The organism is Klebsiella sp. CN_Kp104, from assembly GCF_040064515.1.
In the GTDB taxonomy this organism is placed as follows: domain Bacteria; phylum Pseudomonadota; class Gammaproteobacteria; order Enterobacterales; family Enterobacteriaceae; genus Klebsiella; species Klebsiella aerogenes.
The window spans coordinates 62,578-88,093 of record NZ_JBEAII010000045.1 but is presented as its reverse complement, the minus strand read 5'-3'; the positions used below and the strand labels follow the sequence as shown (position 1 = coordinate 88,093).

The following is a 25,516-nucleotide window of genomic DNA, read 5'->3' as shown; positions in this document are numbered from 1 at the left end:
GAGATAATTCATGCCAGTCGTACCTACCGTCACCGGCCGCCAGGTCGAAAGCCGCGGCGTATCCACCCAGGGATTTCAGGCCGTAAATCAGCCAAACATTACCGATGCGCTGGGCGCCGTTGGCACTCAGGCGATCGACTTGTTTGGTCAGGCCAAACAGCGCGCTGATGTTGCAATGGCTCAGGACGCATCACTGCAACTGACGCAAGCCGCCAGTGACCTGATGACTAACCCGCAAAATGGTCTGCTTAACTTGCAGGGTAAAAACGCTCTTGGCAAAGGCCAGGAGTACACCCAGTTGTTTGACGCAAAGGCGCAGGAACTGGTAATGCAGTTGCCTGAGTCAGCCCGCCAGGGGTTCCTGCAGCAGGCTCAACAGCAGCGTATTCAGTTCACATCGCAGGCTGGGCGCCATGAAATCAGCCAACTGAATGCTTATGAGCAGGGACAGTTTCAGGCCACGCTGGCGACTGGCGCCAAAACTGCAGCAACGATGTATGGCGATAATGCAAACTACGTTCTCGCAAACCAGCAGGCTTTCCAGCAGATAGATGATTTCGGCGCGGCGCATGGCTGGAGCCCTGAACAGATCCAGGCCAAGAAAATAGAATTCAAAGAGAAAGTAGCTGATAGCGCGCTTTCACAATGGTCTGCTGAAAACTCAATCGCTTTTATCCAGAGCAACGGTGAATTAAGCGACACGGTAGCCGGCTCACGTCGTGCTGTCGCAGGCGGTGGTGGTGAAGTATCGGCGGATGGCCCGCGCGGCGTTCGCAACAATAACCCAGGAAACCTCGAGGCGAGTTCATCAAATCCATGGGTAGGCCAAACTGGTAGTGATGGCCGGTTTGCAAAATTCGAGACTCCGGAACACGGGATCCGCGCGCTTGGGCGTAACCTGCTGTCGTACCAGCGCCAGGGGATTGATACCGTCAGCGACATCATTAACCGCTGGGCGCCGCCGTCAGATAACAATGACACCGCCGCTTATATCAAATCAGTCTGCGCGCAACTCGGAGTAAAGGCCGACCAGCCTCTTGATGCTTCAAACCCTGATACTCTGCAGGCGCTGTGCGCCGCCATTATCAAGCATGAAAATGGAAGCCAGCCGTATAGCAATGAGCAGCTTTCTACTGGCGTCAGCGCTGCGCTAGGGCTTTCACAGCTTCCTACCAGTAACAAGCGCTACACGGGTAACGCCGCCTTTGATGCTGCGTCTCCTGAATCACAGGCAGCATTCCTGCGTCAGGCAGACCAGATCCGCAAGCAGCAGCAGGCGGAATACAGAACACAGATTGATGGTCAGGTTCGCGATGCTACGGCCGCCTATATGCGCGGTGTAGAGTTTCCTGACCCGCCAGGAGAGAAGGAGTTTCTGAGGGCGTATGGCGTGCGAGAAGGTAACCAGCGATATACCGAGTTCAAAAATACGCAGATCGCCGGGCAGTACATTGGCTCATTCCGCAACATGCCGACCAGTAGCATCACTGCATACGTCAAACAGCTTGAGCCGACGCCGGAGCAAACTGGGGAAGGTTACGCCTCGCGCGCTGCGCTTTATGACAGCGTGGTTACCGCCGCAAATCAGGTGATTAAACAGCGCCAGGCCGATCCTATTCAATTCTCCCTTTCCTCTGGCCAGGCTAAGCCAATTGACATGACGAACCAGAATAACTTTGGGCAAACAATAGCTGTTCGTGCTTCTCAGGTTTCTGGTTTATCAAAGAGCTATGGCACTCCTCTTACTTTCTTTTCCAAAGAAGAGGCCAACCAAATCGGAACATTTTTCCGCGATGCCCCAGTGTCGCAACAGTCTGCATACCTCGACACCATCAGGCAGAGCACCGGCGGCGGGCAGGTCTATATGGCTGCATTGCAACAAATTAGCACCAACGCACCATCAGCCGCTGTAGCAGGGATCCTGATGGACAAGCCCGGAGGTATTGTTGCTGAAAAAAGCTGGTTCAGTTCAGACGTTAATGTATCCCCGGAAACAGCAGCACAAACCATCCTCTCAGGTGCGGCAGCAAGAAAGGGAACCAATGATGTCAAAGGAATTGCAATGCCTAAAGATTCTGAGTTGATGCCAGATTTTACTGACATTGTAAAAGATGCTTTCGCTGGTGATGCCAATGGTGCGGCAATGGCTTATGACATTGCAAAGAGCTATTACGCTGGCGTAATGGCAAAGAAAGGCGTTGTATCTGGAGAAATTGACAATGACACCTGGAAGCAGGCTGTTAACGTAGCAACGGGCGGAGTGCATGACTATAACGGCATGGGAAGCGTTTTATTGCCGTGGGGTATGTCAGCTGATCAATTCGATAAGCAGGTAGACCAGGCATGGAAAACACAGGTGATTGGCGCGGGTATAAAAGCTCCTTCAGGGCAGTATGGCCTGCAGAGTTATGGCGATAGTCAGTACCTTGTAAAGCTAGGCACAGGCTACTTGCTGAAGAGTGATGGGACTCCTGTTGTTATTGACCTCACGCAGCAGAAACAACGCTTCTCTGGAGATATTCCGCAATGAGTTACTTCGGCCTGAACCCAGTAAATCAAAACCAACAACTGGATGATGCTGTTTCAAACCCGGCAGGGTTTAACAGTGACGTTGGTTTCTTTGATAATACTTTTGGTGCAGCGGCATCTGGCCTGTATTCCGGTCTGGTTGCCAAGCCAGATCAGCTTCTCTGGGCTGGAATGGATAAGTTAGTGTCACCGATCGCGCAGTTTGTTAATGACAACACGCCAATAAATGACACTTCTGCAGCTTACATTGCGGAGCAGCGAAGCCTGGCGCAGCAGCAAGTAAAGCGTCTTACACCAGATGCTGCTACTACCGGCACTGCAGGCCAGGTTCTTTATGGACTGTTTGATATGGGCGGGCAGGCAGTGGTAGGTACTGCTCTTGCCGGTCCTGCTGGTGGTGCTGCCGCTGTTACATCACTTCAGGGGTTTTCAGAGTTTGAGAGGCTGAAAGCCGAGGGAGTAGATTTTGGGACAGCTCAGGAAGCTGGCTTAATACAGGGGATCACTGCTGGCGCAGGCACACTTATCCCAATGAGTCTAGGCTTGCGCGCTGGTGGTGCTTTAGCTGAAAGTGTTGGCGCGCAGCTAGCCAGAACCGGTGAAAGCGCTATCAGAAATGCAGCGGCAACTGCAGCCAGGGCTGCACCAGATATTGCCTATGCCGCCGGAACAAACATCGCATTCGGAATGGCCCAGCGAGGACTGACGGCACAAACTTTGCGGGCTGGTGGTTATGATGAAATGGCTAGCCAATATGATGTTTTTGACAAGCAGGCTATAGCGATCGATGCCGTTTTAGGTGTCGCTTTCGGTGGGATTGGAAGATTCATGAATTCTCGTGGTGAATCAATGAGCGCCCCGGAATTCTCACCAATTGAAGTAGATGCAGCATTATCGGCTAATGCCTCTCACCATGCAGAAATTGATGTTGCTCCTGGCGTACCAGTCAATGTGCTTTCCCGTGATGCGCACATCCAGGCTTTGCAGAAAGCTATGCGTGATGTCAGTGAGGGGCGCCCGGTAGATGTTGCTAACATCGCAGAGCCAGCATCCTTCAGTGATATCCCTGGGCGCAAAAACCTTATAGCCCAAACGATTGATGAAGCGTTATTTAATGCAGATGAGGGGAGCGCATCCAGAGCAGTTGAAACGCGCATTCTCGAAGAGCAAGCATCACAAGTTATTAGCCGAGGAGAGCGGAAAGCTCTGCAATCCGAGATCGCTAATGGCGAGCGAGTGCTGCAAAAGTTAAGGGATGAGAGAAATGCTGTTGTGGCTGAAGATGTTTCAGGAAGTGGCGCTGCTCTTTCCAGGGCCAGAGCAGAAAAACAATCACGTTTACGCAGTTTAGATAAACAGATAAACGAAACATCTTCCCGACTACAAGCCGCTAAAGAGAGTCTGGCACCGCATGAGCCTGGCGGTGCTAATTATGAGGCGCGAGCAGAATTGGCTCATCGCCAGCAGGCAGAGAGCGATCTCAATGCCCAGGCGCTTTCATTCTATAAAACCGCTGAGGTTCGAACCGCTGATGAGGTGGCGCCGTTTGATACAGCCACATCACTTCGACAAGTAGAGCAGAAACCGACGGCCGATCAGGCTGGAGATATGGATTTACGCATTGCCGAGGATTCTCTAAGCGAATCGCCAGACATGATGATTACTGTTCTTGATGACGATGGTAACCCGCAGTCTCGTAGTGCTCGCGAGGTGCTTGACGAGGCCAATAGAGAAAGCGAACAGGCAATGCAGGATTCAAGCCTATTCGATGTGGCTGTGACATGTTTCTTGAGAGGTTAATTGAATGAGACAGGAATGCATTCAGGCAGTACAGCAGGCGGCACAGCGAACCCTGACAGCAAGAGAAATACAGGATATCGAGGATCGCATATACCGTAACATGCGGTCTCTGGCGCGTGATGATCCAGCATCGTGGCGACAACTAACCGATGCGGAGCGACTGCGCCGTGCCGGGCAGTTAGCTGCAGATGAACTGCAGCAGGAGGCAGCACTTAAGAAGCGCCGCGTTGCACTGACCATAGCGGCACGTCAACGGCTGGATAAGTTTATCAATAGCTATCAGGGAGCTGATGGTAAGTTGGGGGCTCTGAATCGTACGATCGCGTTCACCGCTGATGGAAAATCCAATTTTCTTTCTGTTGAGTCGAGAACCAAGGCAACGCGTGACTATGCCCTTAGCCAGTTGCAGGAAGCATTTGAAGCTGTTGATCCTCGTTTCTTTGGCCTTTTTGAAGATGAGAAAGGGGTGCGTGATCTGATATTCGAAATCCGCGGACAGAATACTGGCAATGCCAAAGCGCGAAAAGGTGCTAAGGCATGGGGAGAAGTAACCGAACTTTTGCGTCGTCGGTTCAATGACGCTGGCGGTGATATCGGATACCTGGAAAACTGGGGGATCCCACAGCATCACTCTATGGAAAAGGTGGGGAAGGTTTCACGCGATAAATGGGTGAGTGATGTCATTGGCAAACTTGACCGCAAATATTATACCCGCGCCGACGGGCAACTAATGAGTGAAGCTGAGTTATCAGCATTCCTTGGTGAAGCGTATAACACTATCGCTACAGGCGGTCTGAACAAGCTCAGTGATACAGGAATGCGGATATCAGGTGCACGAGCTAACCGCGGTAACGCGTCGCGCCAGATTCATTTTAAAGACGCTGATTCATACCTTGAGTACCAACAACAGTATGGAGACCGATCGCTGTGGGAAATCATGGTTGGTCACCTGGAGGGAATCAGTAAAGATATTGCGTTGGTGGAAACTTACGGGCCCAATCCGGATCATGTATTTCGCTCACTTCTGGACCAGACAAAATCGGAGACGGCAACAGCGAACCCGAGCAAAACCGGTAGCGTAGAGCGCCTGGCAAATAACACTGAAAATCTCTATAACTTTATTTCCGGGAAAACTCAGCCTGTCGCTAACCCACATATCGCTCGTTGGTCAGATAATATCCGTAACTGGATGGTTGCCAGTCGTCTTGGTTCTGCGCTGCTTGCTTCATTCTCTGACCTTGGCACCATGTATCTTTCAGCTAAGGTTACGAACCTGCCTATGAACCAACTTTTCCGCAACCAGCTCGAAGCGATGGATCCAACAAATCGCACTGAGTTGGCCCGGGCCCGCCGGGCGGGCCTGGCTATGGAGTCGCTTCTCGGCAGCGTGAACCGTTGGGCGATGGATAATATGGGGCCGTCAGTGTCACGCTGGGCGGCAACCGCAGTGATGCGAGCAAGTGGCCTTACTGCATGGTCAGATGCCCATAAGCGCGCTTATGGCGTAACTATGATGGGTAGCCTGGGTGATGTTGTCACCAGAACGCCTGATCTTCGCAGTCTCGATGATGCTGATTACCGCATCCTGAAAAGTAAAGGCATCACAGAAACAGACTGGAGCGTGTGGAAACTGGCTCAGCAGGAGGACTGGGGAAAAGGAAACAATACGATGCTGACTCCAGAAAGCATCATGCGCATTCCTGATTCTGCTGTACAGCATCTTGGCTCACCTGAGCGTATTAAGTTCGAGGCCATGCGCAAACTGCTTGGTGCTGTAACTGAAGAAGTTGATATGGCGGTGATCACGCCAGGTGCGAGAGAGCAAATGCTTACTGGTTCAGGAATACAGAGAGGAACGTGGAAAGGGGAATTAACGCGAAGCGTATTCCTGTTCAAATCATTCCCGATCTCTGTGGTCATGCGCCACTGGTCGCGTGCTATGGGTATGCCTTCTGCTGGTGGGCGTGCAGCATATATTGCTACATTTATTGCAAGCACGACTATCCTTGGCGCGCTTTCTCAGCAACTTAACGATATGGCGTCAGGGCGAAATCCACGCGATATGACTGGTGAAGATGCTGCAAAATTCTGGCTTGGTGCATTGCTGAAAGGTGGTGGTCTTGGCTTGTATGGTGATTTTCTGCTATCCGATCATACCCGGTACGGAAGCGGTGCGCTGGCGTCAATGCTCGGCCCGGTAGCTGGTCTTGTTGATGATGTCATTAAGATAGGGCAGGGTATCCCTTTAAACGCGGTAGAGGGTAAGAGCGAACAAACTGGCGGTGACCTTGTTAAACTTGGCAAAGGACTGACGCCAGGTGCTAATATCTGGTATCTGAAAGCAGCTGTAGACCATATGATTTTCAACCAGATGCAGGAGTATTTTTCACCCGGCTATCTGCGTAAGATGGAGCAGCGGTCAAAGAAAGAATTCAATCAAACATACTGGTGGCGGCCGCAGGACGTTACACCACAATAAGGACATAGTGATGAAGAAATTGATACTGCTTTTCGCTACCTTAGCTCTTGCTGGGTGCGCCTCTACAAAAAACGTTGATGTTGTTTCTTCAGAAAAAGCTCAAGGTTCGAAAACTGTAGCTATCAACTCTACTAGGGCACCATGGGTTTATGAGATAGAAAAACGACTGAAACAAAAGGGATTTACTGTACTCAGAAGCGCTAGCCAGCAAGTAACTATTGAGAAGCAGTCTGATACGACAACTGGTGTTTATAACCAATCCACATCTCGATATGTACTTAATTTAAATGGGTTTGCTCCTAATGGTGCAATGACTCGTTGTTTTGGCGGTGGGTATAATTTCAATTACATTGATGCTGAACTAGTCGATGTAAAAACTAATCAAACAATGTTTCATTATTCAAACTCTGGTTATTCAGAAAACTGCCCTCCATTATCTGGAACAATTTTTTCTGATATAACTAATCTGGTTGCCAATTCGTGGTGACATGTCACAACGCCACACAACAAAAAGCCCGCGGCGCGGGCTTATCCACTTTTAACTTTCTTTGGAACTATCGCAGATAGCGATATCATAAAACCTGTTAATGCCGCGATAATAAGCGGAAAAATAAAAGCATCAGAAGTTCTGAGTGGGTTTTTTATGTCAAACAGGATCACTATAAAGAACGCGCTTGTTGCGAACGTTGACGAGGAGTATACCTCATTCATCTTGTACTGAAGCTGATCCAACGAGAATGGTGGTGTCTCTTTACACCAAGCGTCCCAGATAAGATGAACCAAAAGATAAGCAATGCACAGGATGAAGTAAAATCTGGTTAACTCCTGTGCATTCTGTGGTGCCAGCCAGTCAAGAACGTGCATTTTAGTTAGCAAATTTCCTGGCAGCATAGATAGCTGGCAGAGCAACAGCACCTGCTAAAGCAAAACCATAGGCAATTCCTGCCGTTACGGTAAACGCAGGAATAACGAAAGATAAGCCGCCAGGAAGTGCGAATCCTAATCCAGCACCGCCAATGATAGCTTTCATCAAAGTAATGATGTTGATTTCCATTGTTCCTCCTGAGCATTCAACAAAAGGTTGAATTACCTCTGGGGTAATCTTAATCAAATTTGAGCAAGGACGCAATGAAAGCATACGAATTAAGGCGAACTTGGACGAACTCTGACGAATGGATATAAAGGCGCTTCCCTGCGCCCAGCATCAGAACTCAGAGGCGTTCTTGTTGATGTACTGCGCATGGCTGCGTATGTCCTGCAGGCAGCGGCTAACACCAACAATATAGCTCACCATTGTTGTGAATTCTGCCGCGGCGCCGGCTACGTCATGACCATCTTCATCAAGCTGCTGCAGCAGGTTCATCAGTAGTGACTTCTCAGCCAGGCCGACAACACCCTCAGGGCAATGGATCATCTCGCGGTATCCTGGCTTGAGTGGATAACTGTATGAAGGCTTATCCCCTTCCTTCATTGCCTCCAGGATGGCTGGCATAAAGCTGGCCACAACCTTCTGAGCTTTATCCGCCGGGGATAGTTCTTCGCGAACGTAACGACCCGTCTTGCGGATCTGCGGAAGCACTTCACTGGTAACCCATTTTCGGAAACGATAGGGGATGGTTCCCGGCGTCACCGCGTCGCGGCAGCGAAGGATTAAGGTGTAGAGTCCGGATTCGGAGATGATAAGGGTATTAGGGTTACCGCGTTTTCCGTCGGTTAAAGCGACGGTATTCTTTTCATCATCGTCGAGTTTAAGAAGGGCATCTCGGTTGTTGGCTATGCCAAGTGCGTGGCATACATCGAGTGCAATAAACCACGGTGCGCCATCAATAATAATGGCGCGGATATCAGCTTGCGATTCAAAAGAGAAAACGGAGGTACTTTTTGTGCATGTCATAGCGATCACCTTTGTAGTTTGGTAATCACCACTGCGACGCCAATCGCTGGTGGTGAACTGTGCAGGGTTGGCGTAACCGGCTACAAAGGACCCGGCGCGGATTTCTCCGCCCCCACACAGCCCACCATAATCTGGTTGCAGCTGTGCTTTACGCATAAAAAAACCGCTTGCGCGGTGTATGCGCCTTTGTAGTAATCGGGACGCCAATCCCGGCACCGGATTTTGCCGATGCCTGATCACTATGGCACAAGTAATATGCGTTGTAAATTTACCGCAAAGGTAATGATTCCATGCATTTTAGGTAATTTCAATTCTTATTTGGTTTGTTGTCGCAATTGAAGCGCGCAGAAATCAAGATGCGTTTGAAGATCACGCATCGACATTTGAGAGCTTGTAACGTAGTTAATGAGCGCAACAAGTTCAGCAAGCGCGCCGCTGACATCGTGCCCGTCTTTGTCCAGTTCCCTGAGCAAATCCATTAAATGCGAGCTCTCAACCAGAGAGCGAACGCCAGCAGGCGTGTGAATTCGCTCCGTGAAACCTTCTTCAAGAGGGTGATGGTACCGCTGCGACATCTCAACAACTCCACAATAATACTGTATGTATATACATATATCAAAACCTTACTACCATTTCCAGTGATGTTTCAATTACCCTTTAGGTAATAATGCCATTCAACAGTGCACGTTTTATTCATATAGGGGTTGTCAGGTAATAGAATGACGGTAGTGCGGTGCGCCGGGCGCTGCGACAATCGGAGATTTCTACATGACGGTCTCAACCGAAGTCGACCACAACGACTACACAGGTAACGGCGTTACCACGTCATTCCCATATACGTTCAGGATTTTCCAGAAGAGTGATCTGATGGTGCAGGTAGCAGACCTGAACGAAAACATCACTGTGCTTACGCTTGATACTGACTACACAGTTACTGGCGCTGGCGGATATTCTGGCGGCGCGGTAGTGCTGGCGTCACCGCTGGCCAATGGATGGCAAATTTCTATTTCACGCGAATTGCCCGTAACCCAGGAAACGGATCTACGCAACCAGGGGAAGTTCTTTGCGGAAGTCCATGAAGATGCTTTCGACAAGCTGACGATGCTGATACAGCAGTGCTTCGGCTTCCTTCGCCTGGCACTGCGCAAGCCATCATTTATCGCTAACTATTACGATGCGTTGAATAATCGTATTCGAAACCTTCGTGACCCGTCACAGGCTCAGGATGCCGCTACAAAACATTACGTTGATGATAGCGTTGCTGGGTCAAACTCCCATGCTGATAATTTATTTAAAAGAACACTAAGGGTTCCAGAGGGTAGCGTTAATCAACTCTATCCTGTTACTGGAAGAAGAAATTCACTCCTTGGTTTTGACAGCAACGGCGATCCGGTTCCGATATTTTCGATGACTTATACCGCTGACCTCGCCATTAAACTAGCTTCGCATTTGAAGGGGCTAGGAGCTTCTCTGATTGGGCTTTTCAATAAAGGGACTGTTCAGGATGCGCTTCCTGATGTTTATTTGCCGTCTTACGGTGTATTGATTCAGCCTGCTTCAATGATTGGAGACATAGCTGCTATTGATATGACGGATAAGCTTATAGAGGCAATTAACGATGCAAAACGGCTTGGTGTAGGTTTAAATACTTGTATCAGTACAATCTGGGGGCCGGCTCCATCTGGTTATATTTACGTTACAAAATCAGTAGATTTCACCGGTCTTAAATGTGTTAAAGGAGCCTTGCCTTTAGCTGTTCTTCCTGAAACCTTTACTCCAACTCTGTTCACCGCAGAGACGCCACCACGTGGAATTGTAATGCGCAATATGAACGCGCGTTATGACGCCGACGGAAAGCAATACGGATATTCTACAGCGGTTGGCCCTGATTTTGACCAGTTCGGCATATATGCATTAAGAGACATGCCAGAGAATATTGTTGGCACAGTTCAGACATCTGCCTATTCGCACTATTACGGTCAGGTATGGGCTCGTCGCTTTGCCACAGGAATCTATCTGGCGAACGTGTATGATGTGTCAGTCCATGGTCAATGGGCTGTTGTTGATAGTGGATCAATGAACTATCCAGCGTTAATGGTTGGCTCATATCCTGCTGCCGATGTTGCTGATGAATCGAATAGTATTACCTTCCCAAGGTTATTACTTCATTCCAATAAGTACAGGGATGCTGAACTTGTTGGTAGCAAAATAAATTTTGTTGCTGCTCATATAGAGGACTGCACAATAGGTAGTCTGGATGGTATGCGTCCGCGTGGTTTTGATCAGTTCGCCCCTGGTGGTATTGCATCATTTGTCATTGCCTCTACTGGTGGTAAGTCTGGAAATCTTAACTACAGCATAAACAGGAACTCAACAACTAAAGGATGCCTTTTAGTTAATATGCTGGGGACACGTATTAGCCAGATATATGCTGACAGAAACATCATTGATGTAAAAATAAGTGACGTATATTACATTGGTGATAGCGGAAGTATTGGTGCAATTAAAACAGAAGGGAACCTGTACACTGATGGTGGGTCTGAGTTTGTTATTGGCGCTGCTGTTGTTGGTGGTGATTTTTATAATAAATGCGTTCATTCCCATACTACGCGGGCCACGGTTACGGGCAATGTAGATAACTCCGGAACAATCGAAAGGTTGGAGTGCAAAGGCTCATTAACTCAGACCCAGTACGGAAAAGTTAACGGGGGGAGTATTGGTGGTAACGTAACAATGGTGTCTTCAAGTAAGCTCACTGACGTTACCATCAATGGCGACTTTATTTCCTCAGCCGCTAAGCCAACATTGACGCGTGTAACTGTAAACGGTCAATGGCGAGTAACAGGTGGTGGGGAATTCATTGATTGCACGATGCAGGGGTTTGGTGTGCAGTCGGTAGGCTTTGTTCCTAACTATGAGAAATGTACGATTACATCTTCTGTGACAGCGCCGACTGCTAACGCACGGGCAATTTTCAATGCCTGCCGGTCCGCTCCTTATAATTTTAACGATGCTGTAAACCCAGATTTTCGAATTTATAACGGTTCTGCAGTTAGCATTTCAATGGAGAGGGTAACAACTGGTTCGATAATTATTGAAGGCGTCATTCTAACAACCGGTAATGCGATTAACGGGTGGTCAAGACCGGTAAGTACAGGTGTTGGATACGGTGCTAAAACTATTAACCCGTATACCGGAAAAGGCTGGATGTTATTAGATAACAGCGGTACTCCTGCTTGGTTACCAATTAGTATCTATCAATAAGGTGAATATTATGGGAAGTATTAAAGTCATTAAGAATTGTGAAACACAAGTGCAATTGCCATGGTATGGCGTTGTTTTACCGGCAGATAACCGCGATATTGAATTAGAGTTTATTGATTCAGATATCAGTACTGTTTTTGTTCCTGACCCTGATACATACCAGATGGTGAAAGTCCATGAGGTAATTTTCACAGTTAAATGTGAAGGGCAGATCAGAAGCGGTACTCACACGGTGCTGGTTACAGGGATGGATAATGCGTCCAGCGTGGAAATCTTCGAAGCGGCAAGAGCAAAGATCGCAAACTAAGCGCTGTTACCTTTTATTCAGATTCGGATTATTGTGTATGATGTACTTACCAACTATAGGAGGTACATCATGCATAATAAACGGTGGTCACCATGTCTGCATCGCTAACCGCTGACACAATAAATCAGGGGCTTAGCTATGGCGCGCTGGCGGCAGTTATCGCTGGCGTTCCGCCTGAGGTGGCGCTTGGCTCACTGGCAGGAGCAGTAATTTTTGTTACCTCTGCTGTTGAGTACCCTGTAAGGCGCCGCGTTCTTCTTTCACTTGTCAGCTTCCTCTGTGGGCTTCTCTTCTACAAACCAACAGCCTCGATACTAATCGGGCTTGCCAGCATGATACCGAAAATTACGCCGGACTCTTTTGAAAGAGGAATCGTGTACTCCGCCGGCGCGTTCGTCGCGTCTATCGTGGCGGTGCGGGTTGGCATATGGCTGTATCACCGTTCTGATAATCCACGTGATTTAATTCCGGGAGGAAAAGACGATGACAGGTCATGATCTGTTGCTAATAACCAATGCCCTTATATGCGCAGGAATTGCGGCCAGGGTGATGTTTTTCCAACGCAACGGATCGCGCCACCGCCGGTGGGGTGGATGGATTGCCTACTTCCTGATTGTGTCGGCCGCCAGTATCCCGGTACGTGCCGTTTACTCACTCCTCTATCACTTCCCCATGACCGCAGATCTGTCTGAGGTAGTCATCAATGCTGTGATGCTTGCTGCTGTTCTGAAAACTCGCGGCAACGTCGTGCAAATATTCAAAATAACGAGGTCCCAACATGGACATTAATCAATTCCAGAAAGCTGCTGGTATTAATATGGCGCTGGCGACACGCTGGCATACGCACATTGTTGCAGCCATGAAAGAGTTTGGCATCAGCAAGCCTGATGATCAGGCAATGTTTATTGCCCAGACAGGTCATGAAAGTACTGGCTTTACCCGGCTGGTCGAGAGTTTCAATTACAGCGTGGCCGGCCTTGCAGATTTTGTCCGCGCCGGTCGGCTAACTCAGGGTCAGGCAAACTCTCTTGGCCGCCGGCAAGGTGAGCCATCTTTACCACTGGAGCGCCAGCGCGCGATCGCCAACCTGGTGTATAGCAAACGCATGGGTAACAACGGTCCAACCGATGGCTGGTTTTACCGCGGGCGCGGACTTATCCAGATCACCGGCCTGAACAACTACCGGGACTGTGGCAATGGCCTAAAGGTGGATCTGGTGCAGCAGCCAGAACTGCTGGCGCAGGATGAGTATGCTGCTCGCAGCGCGGCGTGGTTCTTCGCTATCAAAGGATGCATGAAGTACACCGGTGACCTGGTGCGCGTCACGCAGATCATCAATGGTGGGAAGAACGGCATCGACGACCGGCGCGCACGGTACATCACCGCCAGTAAGGTGCTGGCGGTATGATCCGGGCATTCGTCAAAGCGTACTGGAAACAGTTGCTTATCGTGGTGATGCTTGCTGCTCTGGTGGTCGGCGGCATTGTAGCCTGGAATGTTCACGGTGACAGGCAGTACGACGCAGGGTACGCACAGGCAAAGGCAGACCGCAAAGCAGAAGATGAGAAAGCTCGTCAACATGACGAACAGGAGAAAGCAACCAATGAACGAGAAGCGCAGCAGAGGATCGACCAGGCGCGCAATGATGCTCTTGATGCTGCCGCTCGCGCTGGCAGGTTGCAGCAGCAGCTCGTTGCCATCCGTGAGCAGCTCAGGCAGTATAACGCCACTGTCGGCGCTGGGTCGTCAGCCGCAGACACCGGAATTTTGCTTACCGACGTGTTCGAAAAATCTCTCGAACGAAACCGACAACTGGCAGAATACGCTGACCGGGCAGCAGAAGCCGGAAGGGTCTGCGAAAGGCAGTATGATCAACTGACGAAACAGGGTACTGTTTCCCGGTGACGGTATATAAAACGGTATGGAGAATTTGTCGTTTTATAAATTTGTTTTCAGTCAATTGGTTACGAGTGCTGTAAATAATTGAGTGGGAATAATTCCTGCTGATAGCTGAACGAAACCCTCTGTTTACAGAGGGTTTTTTTATGTCCTGGTAAATGGCGCTGAGGAAGGATTATTGAGCGTAGTCTAAATATAGTCTATATTAAAACCGAGACATGACCATTAGGCGGACCAACATGAAAGTAGAGACTATCAGCTACGTTAAAAAGAACGCCGCAACGCTTGATCTGTCAGAACCTATCCTGGTCACACAAAACGGTGTGCCTGCTTATGTTATAGAGTCCTATGATCAGCAGCAGGAACGGGAAAACGCCATTGCTTTGCTGAAATTGCTTACTCTGTCAGAGAAAGATAAAGCGGAAGGGCGCGTGTTCTCGAAAGACCAGTTGCTGGATGGCCTTGCGGATTAAACGCAGCGCGCTCAACGTTAAGGGATTTCCATGGAACAGCAGGTGATCTTTGAGTATACGCTTACAGTAAAGCACTGCATCGACACAATAGCGGGTTTTCTGAAGCGTGTTGATATTGAGCCGCATCCGGTTATCGCAGATATTCTCACCCAGTTTGAGAGCACCGTAGGACAGTTCCCCTTGGGCTGCCAGATTTGCCCCGAATTGCTGAAAATTGGCTGCGCCAAATATCGGGAGTTTAATCACGCTGAAGGCTACCGGGTTTTGTATTCCGTAGACGGAACGTTAGTAACCGCGCATGCGATCCTGGCACATCGGCAGGATGTTCAGCAGCTGCTGTTTAAGCGTCTGATCGTGGCCTGATAGTCCTAAATGTGTGTGTTTTACAGAGGGTTTTTCATACCCTCTCTTCACTTTGTCCATGACTTATCCGCACAACCTGCCGCCGCTGCAGCCAGCCGATTCTCAGCGCCAGCCCCAGTACGACCAGCGATAATAGACCCGAAATAGCAAGGCTCCTTTCTATCCCCAGATGTTGATTTAGCCAGGCATAGGCAAATGGCGAGACGGCGGCCAGTAGTTGCGCTGGGATCAACAGCCGTCCGGTACGCCGCGCGTAATCTTCCGCCGCGAATAGCTGCAACGGTAATGTTGCTTTAAATACCGTCGTCAGGCCGTTAATGGCCCCGTAGGCGAAAACGAAACCGCCAACGATCCAGTTTAGCGAGGCGGCGTTGAGGCCCAGTAAAAAGCAGAGCGGCAACAGCGCTGTGGTCAACAGCGTTAACCGAAGTGGGGAGAGGCGCGCACCTGAAATCACCTCCAGAAATCGGGCGCCGGTCTGTCCGATGCCCCATAGTACGCCTATCGTTACCGGCAGACCGTAGCTGGCGATAAACTCAGGCAGATGGGTGGATGTGCCGTTAGAAATAAAGGTGACCAAAGCGATAAGCGAGGCGTACAGCAGGCCTATGTGCTGGTTGCGACGGGAAAGCGGCACTTTCTCCTGATGAGCGCCCCGGTCGGACAAGCATTGATTAGGCATCCGCCACAGCAGTAGTGCGCTAAGCAGGCCAAACAGGCTGTAGATTACCAGCGCTCCACGCCAGCCCATTAGCGCGAGCAGCGCGGTGCCCAGCGGCCAGAATATCGCTGAGGCCAATCCTCCAGCCAGGGTCACCCGTGAAATAGTTACTCTGGCGCGTTGACCATACAGGTTAACCAGCGCGGCGAACAGCGCATCGTATAGCGCCAGCCGCATACCGACACCGGCCAGTAGCCATGCGACGTACCAGAAGATCAGGCTGTCTGCCTGCGACATTGCCAGGCAGCTTGCCGCGATGGTTAATGAACCGATGAACACCACCCGCTGACCGCCAAACCAGGCCAACAGGCGGGCGATAAAAGGCGAGATCGCCGCCATCATCAGCATGGCGAAGGTCAAACCGAGAAAGATCTCTGTTCCGCCCCAGCCAGTATCATTAGCAATAGCGCCGGCAAAGGTACCGGGCATATAAAAAACGATCCCCCAGTTGATGAGCTGGTTGCCGCCGGCTGCGAGGGTAAGGGAAAGAGGCGCGGTGCCAGGCAAGATTGACGTTTTCATTGAATTCCAGAGCGTTATGCAGTTGTCGGCAGCATATCGCGCGCGCTATTGTGCAGGCAGCACCTGGGGCTTATAGCCTGCATAAGAGAAACTTTGTGATGACGATGCTGAATTTGGTAAATCTGACCACCTTCCGGCTGGTGGCGCAGCGCGGCAGTTTTTCCGCCGCCGCTGATGTACTGGGAATATCGCAGCCGGCGGTAAGCCTGCAGGTTCGCCAGCTTGAGCAGTTCCTGCAGACGCGGTTGGTTGAGCGTACCGGGCGAGGGATCAAGGCTACTGCCGCCGGATTGGCGCTACTGGCCCATAGTGAGATTATTGAGCAGGCGGTGAATACGGCGGTGCAGTCGGTGGCTGAGTTTAACCATGAAGTGCACGGCACGATGAGCTTCGGTACCGGGGCGACGGCCTGTATTCATTTGCTGCCGCCGCTATTGTGCCATCTACGCGAGAAGCATCCGCTGTTAACAGTTGGCGTCACGACCGGTAATACGCTTGACATTGTACGTGCGGTGGAAGAGAGCCGGCTTGATCTGGGATTGGTGACCTTACCTGCCAGCGGCCGCAGCCTGGCGGTAACGCCAGTGCTGGAGGAAGAGTTTGTATTTATTACTGCCAACGATGATGAACCGCTAGTGGGGCAATTGACGCCTTCACTGCTACAGGCACTTTCGCTAATAGCATTTGAAGCCGGCAGCGGGACCCGTGAGCTGATCGATGGCTGGTTTCGCGCTGCCGGGGTAAACTCGGCGCCGGTGATGCAACTCGGTAGCATTGAGGCTACCAAGCGTATGGTGCGTGCTGGTCTGGGATACAGTATCGTACCGAAGATGGCGGTGGCGGCTGAAGATGACCGCACCGGAATACGTGTACAGTCGCTATCGCCGCGGCTCTATCGCCAACTGGGCGTAGTGATGCGTCAGGATAAAGTTATCAACAAAGGGATAGCGGAGATGCTGCGTCTGCTGCACCAACTAAAAATTTTGCCGTAGGCGTTATTCCTGGGCTGGGGTCGTTGGCGTCGCGGGAGCGTCAATGGTGATGGTCGATTGCTGCGACTCTTGTTTGTCCTGATGATGGTACCAGGCACCGATAGAGGAGTAGACAAAGCGTCCAAAGAAGAAGAGAAAACTGATAAGTAGTACGATACGGGTCATGCGACGGTTAAATCGATGTCGTTTACGCATACTGGGTGCCTGACTCACAAAAGGTTCCTTGAAGTATACCCGAAGACGGGCGATGGGGGTATTAAGTCATAGTATAGCGGCGGGGTCAATTGTCGGCGGTGTAAAAATCGTCGTGCTAAAACATTACTTAATGTTATATAAGATGAACATCGTATTTACACGGATTTTGATTATTGCACCAGTCCGCAAAAAAATAAGTTTTATTAATATTAGCTAAATAGTTTGTTGATTTGCGTCAATTGCTTGATTCCATTGGCCACTAAAATCGTCCATCTGTTCCGCATCGTTATTACTTTCGCGGTTAGCCTGGTCGGGTTGGATGCCTGTCTGAATATACTCCGCAGGAGTTGGGGTAATCTGTCGAGCATCTATGAGTATTATTAAACTATACAAACGATATCAGGATAAATGGTGGGCGCTACCGCTCATCCTCCCTACGCTGCTGTTGCCGCTGGCGCGCGCCGCGAATACATTTGCAAATCTTAACGGTCACACCGTCTTTCTGTTTTATCTTCCACTGGCGTTAGTATTGAGCCTGATGCTGTTTTTCGGCTGGGCGGCGATTCCGGGCATTATAGTCGGCTTGCTGCTGACCATTACGCGCGGAATGACCTTCGAGCAATCTATCGGCGTATTGTTTCATTTTTTGATCCCCTCAGTGCTGTGCTGGGGCGGTTATCGCATTTTCGTTCCACGCCGTCAGCAGATTTCACATGGTAATGTTGCCCTGATGCCGCATCGGCTGTTCTGGCAGATGCTGCTGCCCTCGGTAATTTTTCTCATTATTTCGCAGATTGCTGAGTATCTTGGCCTGCATCCGCGGGCGGCGGAGCTGGTGGGGTCAACACCATTTAGTTTACGTTCGTTAATCACTTTTCAGGCGCTGATGGTGGGATGTTTAACCGGTGTGCCACTGTGCTATTTTTTGCTGCGTGTTATTCGTAACCCGCTACACTTACGCGGTTTTATATCCCAGGTGCGTTTACAAATCGACCAAAAAATAAAACCGCTGGAAATTATTGTCTGGGCAATAGTATTGTTAATAATACTGGCTTTATTATTCATGCCGTTAAATGCCAGCAGCACGATATTTAGCACAAATTATACATTGTCATTACTTATGCCGGTCATGTTGTGGGGAGCGATGCGTTTTGGCTATCGTTTTATTTCTCTGGCGTGGCCGCCGATATTGATTCTGGTTATCCATTTTCATTACAGCTACCTGCCATTTTCCCCGATCTACAATAACCAGCTGGCGATTACCTCCTCCAGTTACCTGGTGTTCTCTTTTATTATCGCTTATATGGCAATGCTGGCGACGCAGCAGCGGATGATCCACCGTCGGGTTCGCCGGATGGCCTTTCTCGACCCGGTCGTTCATATGCCAAATTTGCGCGCCCTGAGCCGAGCGCTAAGCCACTCGACCTGGTCGGTGCTATGCTTTTTACGCATGCCAGAGCTGGAGTTGCTTGGGCGGCACTACGGCGTGATGCTACGCATTCAGTATAAGCAGCAGCTGTCGGAATACCTGAGTCACATACTGCAGCCGAACGAAATGGTCTATCACCTTTCGGGCCATGACCTGGTGATACGCCTGAATAGCGACGATCATCAACAACGCATCGTGATGCTGGATGAGCGGATTAAGCAGTTCCGTTTTATTTGGGATGGTATTCCGCTACAGCCGCCTGTCGGGATCAGCTATTGCAACGTACGTTCTCCTGTCAAGCATCTGTATTTACTGCTCGGCGAACTGAATAATATTGCTGACATGTCATTGACCAGCGGCCACCCGGAAAACGTGCAGCGCCGAGGCGCCGTTCACGTTCAGCAGGGGTTAAAAGAACGTGTGTCAATGATGAACCAGATCCTGCAGGCGCTGGATCAGAATCGTTTTCGGCTGATGGCGCAGCCCATTATCGGCATGCGCGGCGATAGCTATCATGAAGTCCTGTTGCGTATGGTGGGCGAGCAGGGCGAGCTGGTTGCGCCGGATAATTTTTTGCCTGCGGCGCACGAATTTGGCCTGGCTTCGCGCATCGACAACTGGGTTATCGACAATACGCTGGCTTTTATGAACGCTAATCGCCATACGTTGCCGGGCATGCGTTTGGCCATCAATCTGTCGCCAGTCTCGGTCAGCCGCAGCCGTTTCCCGGACGAAGTCGAGGAAATGCTGCATCATTATAATATTGAGCCCTGGCAGCTTATTTTTGAGCTGACGGAAAATCACTCGCTCAGTAATCCGGAACAGGCGCAACAAACCCTCGCGCGGTTGCAGGAGTTGGGATGCCGGGTGGCGATTGATGATTTCGGTACCGGCTATGCCAGCTATGCGCGGCTGAAAACGCTTAACGTTGATATGCTGAAAATTGACGGTAGCTTTATCCGTAATCTGGTCACCAGCAGTCTGGATTATCAGGTTGTGGCGTCGATTTGCCGGTTGGCGCAAATCAAAAATATGCAGGTAGTAGCGGAGTATGTGGAATCGCCGGAGATCCGCCAGGCGGTGATTTCGCTGGGGATTGATTATATGCAGGGCTATGATATTGGTATGCCGGTCCCGATAGAACAACTGGCCTGCGCGGCTGACGTCGCATAAAAAACGGCCGGGCGTATGACCCGGCCATTTTAGTGAAAGATGTCAGCTTTACGCTTCTTCTTCAGTAATTTTCAGCAGCCATTCCGGCACGCCTTCCCAGTACTGTTGCTCTTTTTCCAGATCCAGCAGCACCAACGCATTCTGGCTAAACCAGTCATGCGGGAAAATTAATGTCCAGTGGTTGGCTTCTGTCTTTAATGTCAGTGTTGGCGGCGTAGTCGTCGCCTGACGCTGATTGTTCAGTAATACGCCCAGACGCAGCAGTTGGATCAGCGGCAGGAACTGTTTTTTCTTGAACAAGGTAAAACGCGGCAAATCATCAAGCTTGATAGCTTTGCGGTGATAGCGCACCAGTGTGGCCATCAGCGTCTGCTGCTCCTGATTAAAGCCCGGCAGATCGCTATTTTGCAGGATATAGGCAGAGTGGCGATGCATGCCGCTGTGGTTAATGTTCAGCCCCACTTCATGTAGCATTACCGCCCACTTCAGCAGGGCAGACAGATGTGGGTTAGCCAGTTTCGGGTTTTGCTCCTGCCACTGTTCCAGCATCTGAGTGGTGGTCTCCAGTACCCGGCGCGCCTGTTCGCGATCGATATTGTACTGGTTCGCCAGGCTCTGGGCCGTACGGCTGCGAATATCCTGGTGGCGGAAGCGACCTTCCATCTCGTACAACACGCCTTCGCGCAGGGCGCCGTCGGACAGGCGCAGTTCTTTGATCGCCAGCGCGTCGAATACCCCGCACAAAATCGCCAGACCCGGGGCGAATACCGCTTTGCGGTCCTCCGACAATCCCGGCAGGCTTAATGAGTCGAAGTTTTTATTCTTCAGAAGCTCACTGACCAGCATTTCAAGACGTTCCGGGGTAATGAAGCCGTCTTTCTCCCCCATGGCGACCAGCACTTCGTGCGCGGCTTTGATGGTGCCAGAGGCGCCCAGCGCCACGTTCCACCCCTGAATACGGAACTGCCAGGCCAGGGTTTCCAGTTTCTGCACCGCCGCCAGGCGCGCGCGCTGGAAGTTTTCTTTATTGATAACGCCGCCGGCGAAATAGGCCTGCGAGAAGCTTACGCAGCCCATACGTCGGCTTTCAACCAGGCGGGGCTCGAAATCTTCGCCGATGACGAGCTCAGTCGAACCGCCACCGATGTCGATAACCAGCTTACGGCCGCGCTCCGGTTGCGTATGTTCGACGCCCATAAAAATCAGACGCGCTTCTTCGTTACCGGAGATTATTTCGATGGGATAAGGGATAACTTTTTCCGCTCGTTTGAGAAAATCCGCCGCGTTAGCCGCCTGGCGCAGGGTATGCGTCCCGACGATACAAACGCTGGAAGGGGAGAATCCCTGCAGACGTTCCGCAAACAGCGACAGGCAGTTCAGCCCACGAGTAATCGCTTCTTCGCTCAACACCGAGTTTTCATCCAGGCCATCGGCCAGGTGGACGCGCTGCTTCAGGCGACCGATGATCTGCATTGCCCCGTCGACGACACGGGCGATCACCATATGAAAACTGTTCGAACCAAGGTCGACCGCAGCGAACTCCTGCGGCCGAGGGGTTTTTTCGTTTATTGGCATAGGTTAATCGGGTTGTTCGAGTGATTTGAGATAATCGTAAATCGCTATCTGTGCGCGTACTTTGCGGCGATTGCCGCGCGGCACGTAGCGATTACTCAGTTCTTTATCAAGATAGCGCGCTTTTACGGTATCGTTGAACAGGATATCGAGAATATCCAGTACGCGTTGCTTCAGACGCGGGTCCAGCAGCGGTACGGCGACTTCGATACGATAGTCGATATTGCGCGTCATCCAGTCGGCGGAGGATAACCACACCTGTTTATCACCACCGTTTTCAAAACAATAGACCCTATCGTGCTCAAGGAAACGGTCAACGATACTAATCACGCGAATATTTTCGCTAATTCCTTCAAGACCCGGGATTAGCGAGCACATGCCGCGGATAAGCAGGTTAACCGGCACGCCGGTACTGGAGGCGGCATAGAGTCTGTCCACCAGCCCTTTATCGACCAGGTTATTTAATTTAAGCGTAATTCCGGACGGTTGCCCATTCTGCGCATTGGCGATTTCGCGGTCGATCATTTCATACAGCAGACGACGCGAGTTCTGCGGCGACACCAACAGGTAGTCGAAGCTGACTGGCCGGTAAGGGTTTTCGATAAAATTAAACACGCGACGGACTTCATTAGTGATGCGCGCGTCGGCGGTGAGGAGTGAATAGTCGGTGTAGATACGAGCGGTTTTCTCGTTGAAGTTGCCGGTGCCGATATGCGCATAACGCACTACCTCATCGCCTTCTTTACGCGAAATGAGGAAGAGTTTGGCGTGGATCTTCAGCCCCGGCGCCGAGAAGATAACGTGTACGCCGGCTTCTGTCAGACGTTTGGCCCAGTGAATATTGGCCTCTTCGTCGAAGCGAGCCTGCAGTTCAACCACCACGGTCACTTTTTTACCGTTGTGGGCGGCGTGGATCATCGAATCGATAATCCGTGAATCCTTAGCGACGCGGTAGATATTGATTTTGATCGCCAGCACGCTCGGGTCGAACGACGCCTGACGCAGCAGTTCAAGCACGTGCTCGAAGGTATGGTATGGGTAGTAGAGCAGTACGTCGCGTTCGCGGATAGCGTCAAAGCCGTTGCGAAATTTATCGAACCACAGGTGGCGCAGGCGCGGCATCGGTTTGTTGACCAGATTGGCCTTGCCAACATTCGGGAAACCGATAAAGTCTTTAAAGTTGTGATAACGACCGCCCGGCAGCATCGAATCGTAGTTCGAGATGGAGAGCTTATCGCGCAGCATTTCGACCATCGCATCCGGCATATCGCGCTGGTAGACAAAACGCACCGGCTCGGCGGTTAAGCGCTGCTTCAGGCTCGAGGACATCAGCTCCATCAGGCTCGATTCCATTTCGTGTACCAGATCGTACTCGGCATCACGGGTCATTTTCATCGAGTATGCATTCAGGGCATCGTAGTCAAAGAAGCCCTTAAAGATATCATCCAGGCAGTAACGCAGAATGTTATCCAGCAGAATCATTGGCTTGCGGCGTCGCGGCGTCTCCGGCGGCAGGTTCACAAAGCGTGGCACCTTATCGGATGGAATCTCCAGCAGCGCATAGTTAATGGTATCGCCGCGGATAATCTCCACCGCCAGATAGGTGTAATCATCTTTCAGGAATTGAACCAGGTCCGTCTCGCGGTTGATCAGAATCGGCGAAATATGCTGGCGCAGATACTGTTTGAAGTAGTTGCGTAACCAGGATTGCTGGTTAACGGACAGCTGGCGTTCGTTAATCAGGAAGATCTGATTACGCGCCATTTCCAGCAGCAGTTCATTATAGAGACCATCAAATTCCTGATCGGCCTTTAGCACGCGGGCCTGGATTTTGCCTAACAGATGACGCGAATGGGCGGTACTACCTTGTTCTTCACTGATAAGAATGCGTCGCTTAAGTTCAGCGAAGCGCACTTTGTAAAACTCATCAAGGTTATTGGAGTAAATTCCTAAGAAGCGCATGCGCTCGATAAGCGGGTTGCTCTTGTCCGCCGCTTCCTGAAGTACGCGCTCGTTAAAGGACAACCAGCTGAGTTCTTTTTCGATGTATAGCTTTTCCTGGCCCATTACAACTCACACTCCGGATCATTGACGTCGCTTTTTCATTATGGCGAGCTTTGCCATTGAATGTCCAACTATGTCAAAGCAATATGACAGTTTTCTTGCAATCAGATGCCGGGAAAAAGCGGACGCGTTTGTTTGTTTACGTTATGTTCAGTCAGGGGCAAAATGGAGGGCGAAACAATGTGGGAAACGCGGGCGCTGGAGCTCAATAATCAGGACATCTGGCACTGGCCGTCGGCCTGTCGGTTGATTGAATACGCAATTGAGCATGATTTTAATACCGTGGTGGTGGGACAGGCCGAGTTATTTGGCAAGCTGGTTTCGCCGCAGGGGTATACGCCTTTTGACTACAACGACCGGTTGTCGAGCCAACAACGAGCGCGCTGTATCTATCTCAACCGGCTGGCGTTACGCTGCCGTGAGCAGGGGTTGCGATGTTATCTGCAGGCGAAAGAACTTAGCTTCCCGACCGAACTGTTATTAGCGCATCCGGAACTGCTGGATACCCCGCGCGGGGTGCGTTTTGATGTCGATTTCTGGAGCCGCTGGTTAACCGACAAAATCCGCGCCGTGTGTCAAAGCGTACCGGCGCTCACCGGTTTGATTATCGCGCTCTCCAGTACCGATGGATTATTACCGATCTCTCGCCCGCAGTGGGACAGACAACACGACGATCCCCGCCAGCCAGCGCAAAGCTTGATGCTCTACCGCCGCTGTTTTAACGCCCTGAGTCAGGCGGTAGCCGCGCAAAATAAGCATCTGGTACTGCGTGTCTTCCCTGCCAGCAATGACGATCTCAGTGCCGTGCTGGACGCGATTGAACCGTTGCCGCCTGCGGTTTCGGTATCGATAAAACTTACGCCGGAACGTTTCTGGCCTGCTTTCCCTAACAATCCGGCGCTGTTGGCGGTGCAGACGCGAGATGTATGGATCGATATCGATCTTGCCGGCGAAGAAGTGGGATGGGGAGTCATGCCGTTTTTACGTATTGATGAGCTGCAGGGGCGACTGTTGTGGTGTCAGAGTCGCAACCCGCGCATTACCGGCGCTATCTGTAAAACCAGTTGGGAAAGTATCGATAATCACTGGATCCCTGCGACGTTAAGCGAATGTAATCTCTTCGCCTGTAGTCAGTTGCTGGGCGAAGGGGCGGCGAAAAATCAACAGCAGTTACTGGTGCAATGGCTGGCGCAGCGTTACGGGTGGTGTCCGCCAGCCGAAGTCGCGCAGCAGTTCCAGTCGCTGCTTGAACAGGCGACGCAGACGCTCTATCAGTCAATATATGTGCGAGACCATGTTTTCCATCGCCATAGCCAATTGCCTGAAAGCTACGGCCAGGCGGTGTGGGGCCTTTACGGACAACTGGCGCGCAGTCACTGGTTACCCGGTTCGGCGCAGGATATCCACTTCACCCGCGACGACCCGCAGAAGTCGATGGCTAATCTCACGCAAATCGCGCAAGAAAAAGATGAGGTCGCAGCCAGCGCGCAGCTGCTGGGGAAAGCAGCGCAAGCGTTCGCTCTCACTGCGGATTTTCCCACCGCGCTGGCGCTTCGGTGGCGTGAGGAGTGGCAGGGATTGGCGCTCTATTGTCAGACGTTTACCCACGCGCAAAAGGCCTTCTTTACTCTGCACTTCGCCCGAGAGGTGGAAAACAGCTGGAGCATGCGGGAGATTTGCCATATTAACGTGCAGGCGTTATATCGCTGCGCATCGGAAATGGAAACGCTTTGTCAGCAGACAGGCGAGGCCTCACCGGCGTTTTACGTGATGTTCGATCCTGTACGAGCACGTAATCTGGCGGATAGCCTGAGCACCGAACTGACGGCGCTCAGATAGC

22 protein-coding genes are annotated in these 25,516 nt (G+C 51.0%); 15 read left to right on the top strand and 7 right to left on the bottom strand.

Going from position 1 to position 25,516, the window contains the following annotated elements:
- Positions 1-10: 10 nt before the first annotated feature.
- From ABLU80_RS23315 to ABLU80_RS23300, 4 genes are read left to right on the top strand one after another with little or no spacing between them, the layout of a single operon-like run.
- Positions 11-2,530 (top strand): hypothetical protein, encoded by a 2,520-nt coding sequence (locus tag ABLU80_RS23315; protein ID WP_348850507.1) that lies wholly within the window; start codon positions 11-13, stop codon positions 2,528-2,530.
- The gene (locus ABLU80_RS23310; protein WP_348850506.1) at positions 2,527-4,329 is read left to right on the top strand and encodes a hypothetical protein; all 1,803 of its coding nucleotides are present in this window, start codon (positions 2,527-2,529) and stop codon (positions 4,327-4,329) included. The genes ABLU80_RS23315 and ABLU80_RS23310 overlap by 4 nt, the downstream gene beginning before the upstream one ends.
- A 4-nt stretch (positions 4,330-4,333) precedes the next feature.
- Complete coding sequence (locus tag ABLU80_RS23305; protein WP_348850505.1) at positions 4,334-6,808, top strand: hypothetical protein; 2,475 nt, start codon at positions 4,334-4,336, stop codon at positions 6,806-6,808.
- 10 nt (positions 6,809-6,818) lie between these two features.
- Positions 6,819-7,295, top strand: a complete 477-nt coding sequence (locus ABLU80_RS23300; protein ID WP_327061874.1) for a hypothetical protein — start codon at positions 6,819-6,821, stop codon at positions 7,293-7,295.
- A gap of 378 nt (positions 7,296-7,673) precedes the next feature.
- On the opposite strand, the gene ABLU80_RS23295 is transcribed toward ABLU80_RS23300, so the two are convergent.
- The 3 genes from ABLU80_RS23295 to ABLU80_RS23285 all read right to left on the bottom strand — a co-directional run bounded on the left by ABLU80_RS23295 (position 7,674) and on the right by ABLU80_RS23285 (position 9,277).
- Positions 7,674-7,862 (bottom strand): hypothetical protein, encoded by a 189-nt coding sequence (locus ABLU80_RS23295; protein ID WP_032418553.1) that lies wholly within the window; start codon positions 7,860-7,862, stop codon positions 7,674-7,676.
- A gap of 150 nt (positions 7,863-8,012) precedes the next feature.
- Entirely contained in the window at positions 8,013-8,702 is a 690-nt protein-coding gene (locus tag ABLU80_RS23290) for a BRO family protein (protein WP_142448155.1), read from the bottom strand.
- A gap of 314 nt (positions 8,703-9,016) precedes the next feature.
- Positions 9,017-9,277, bottom strand: a complete 261-nt coding sequence (locus ABLU80_RS23285; RefSeq protein ID WP_348850504.1) for a hypothetical protein — start codon at positions 9,275-9,277, stop codon at positions 9,017-9,019.
- Between the two features lie 193 nt (positions 9,278-9,470).
- Here ABLU80_RS23285 and ABLU80_RS23280 point away from each other — a divergent pair, with 193 nt between their 5' ends.
- The 8 genes from ABLU80_RS23280 to ABLU80_RS23245 all read left to right on the top strand — a co-directional run bounded on the left by ABLU80_RS23280 (position 9,471) and on the right by ABLU80_RS23245 (position 15,008).
- Positions 9,471-11,966: a hypothetical protein gene (locus ABLU80_RS23280; protein WP_348850503.1), complete on the top strand. Its 2,496-nt coding sequence runs from the start codon at positions 9,471-9,473 to the stop codon at positions 11,964-11,966.
- Between the two features lie 10 nt (positions 11,967-11,976).
- Positions 11,977-12,273 carry a hypothetical protein gene (locus tag ABLU80_RS23275; protein WP_348850502.1) on the top strand — a complete coding sequence of 99 codons (297 nt, stop codon included), beginning with the start codon at positions 11,977-11,979 and terminating at the stop codon, positions 12,271-12,273.
- 92 nt (positions 12,274-12,365) lie between these two features.
- Positions 12,366-12,770, top strand: coding sequence for a putative holin (locus tag ABLU80_RS23270; protein WP_047065071.1), 405 nt, complete (start codon positions 12,366-12,368; stop codon positions 12,768-12,770).
- Positions 12,757-13,062 carry a phage holin family protein gene (locus ABLU80_RS23265; RefSeq protein ID WP_047062972.1) on the top strand — a complete coding sequence of 102 codons (306 nt, stop codon included), beginning with the start codon at positions 12,757-12,759 and terminating at the stop codon, positions 13,060-13,062. Before ABLU80_RS23270 ends, ABLU80_RS23265 begins: the two co-directional genes overlap by 14 nt.
- Positions 13,052-13,681, top strand: a complete 630-nt coding sequence (locus tag ABLU80_RS23260) for a glycoside hydrolase family 19 protein (RefSeq protein ID WP_220788652.1) — start codon at positions 13,052-13,054, stop codon at positions 13,679-13,681. Before ABLU80_RS23265 ends, ABLU80_RS23260 begins: the two co-directional genes overlap by 11 nt.
- A complete protein-coding gene (locus ABLU80_RS23255; protein ID WP_348850501.1) occupies positions 13,678-14,178 on the top strand; it encodes a DUF2514 domain-containing protein in 501 nt (166 codons plus the stop codon). The genes ABLU80_RS23260 and ABLU80_RS23255 overlap by 4 nt, the downstream gene beginning before the upstream one ends.
- A 233-nt stretch (positions 14,179-14,411) precedes the next feature.
- Positions 14,412-14,645, top strand: coding sequence for a type II toxin-antitoxin system Phd/YefM family antitoxin (locus tag ABLU80_RS23250; RefSeq protein ID WP_004853132.1), 234 nt, complete (start codon positions 14,412-14,414; stop codon positions 14,643-14,645).
- Positions 14,646-14,675: 30 nt separating this feature from the next.
- Positions 14,676-15,008 carry a type II toxin-antitoxin system RelE/ParE family toxin gene (locus ABLU80_RS23245; protein ID WP_348850500.1) on the top strand — a complete coding sequence of 111 codons (333 nt, stop codon included), beginning with the start codon at positions 14,676-14,678 and terminating at the stop codon, positions 15,006-15,008.
- A 34-nt stretch (positions 15,009-15,042) separates the two neighbouring features.
- On the opposite strand, the gene ABLU80_RS23240 is transcribed toward ABLU80_RS23245, so the two are convergent.
- Complete coding sequence (locus ABLU80_RS23240) at positions 15,043-16,251, bottom strand: MFS transporter (RefSeq protein ID WP_348850499.1); 1,209 nt, start codon at positions 16,249-16,251, stop codon at positions 15,043-15,045.
- Positions 16,252-16,349: 98 nt separating this feature from the next.
- Between ABLU80_RS23240 and ABLU80_RS23235 the strand changes: the two genes are divergently transcribed.
- Positions 16,350-17,243: a LysR family transcriptional regulator gene (locus ABLU80_RS23235; protein ID WP_348850498.1), complete on the top strand. Its 894-nt coding sequence runs from the start codon at positions 16,350-16,352 to the stop codon at positions 17,241-17,243.
- Positions 17,244-17,246: 3 nt separating this feature from the next.
- On the opposite strand, the gene ABLU80_RS23230 is transcribed toward ABLU80_RS23235, so the two are convergent.
- On the bottom strand, positions 17,247-17,438 hold the full coding sequence (locus tag ABLU80_RS23230) for a YfgG family protein (protein ID WP_015370389.1): 192 nt from the start codon (positions 17,436-17,438) through the stop codon (positions 17,247-17,249).
- 370 nt (positions 17,439-17,808) lie between these two features.
- On the opposite strand from ABLU80_RS23230, the gene ABLU80_RS23225 reads away from it, so the two are divergent.
- Positions 17,809-20,040, top strand: coding sequence for a sensor domain-containing phosphodiesterase (locus ABLU80_RS23225; protein ID WP_260842064.1), 2,232 nt, complete (start codon positions 17,809-17,811; stop codon positions 20,038-20,040).
- A gap of 48 nt (positions 20,041-20,088) precedes the next feature.
- On the opposite strand, the gene ppx is transcribed toward ABLU80_RS23225, so the two are convergent.
- A complete protein-coding gene (ppx, locus tag ABLU80_RS23220) occupies positions 20,089-21,615 on the bottom strand; it encodes an exopolyphosphatase (RefSeq protein WP_042893029.1) in 1,527 nt (508 codons plus the stop codon).
- 3 nt (positions 21,616-21,618) lie between these two features.
- Positions 21,619-23,679 carry a polyphosphate kinase 1 gene (ppk1, locus tag ABLU80_RS23215; RefSeq protein ID WP_015370393.1) on the bottom strand — a complete coding sequence of 687 codons (2,061 nt, stop codon included), beginning with the start codon at positions 23,677-23,679 and terminating at the stop codon, positions 21,619-21,621.
- Positions 23,680-23,856: 177 nt separating this feature from the next.
- Between ppk1 and ABLU80_RS23210 the strand changes: the two genes are divergently transcribed.
- Positions 23,857-25,515 carry a hypothetical protein gene (locus ABLU80_RS23210; protein WP_047058465.1) on the top strand — a complete coding sequence of 553 codons (1,659 nt, stop codon included), beginning with the start codon at positions 23,857-23,859 and terminating at the stop codon, positions 25,513-25,515.
- The last annotated feature ends 1 nt before the right edge of the window (position 25,516 follow it).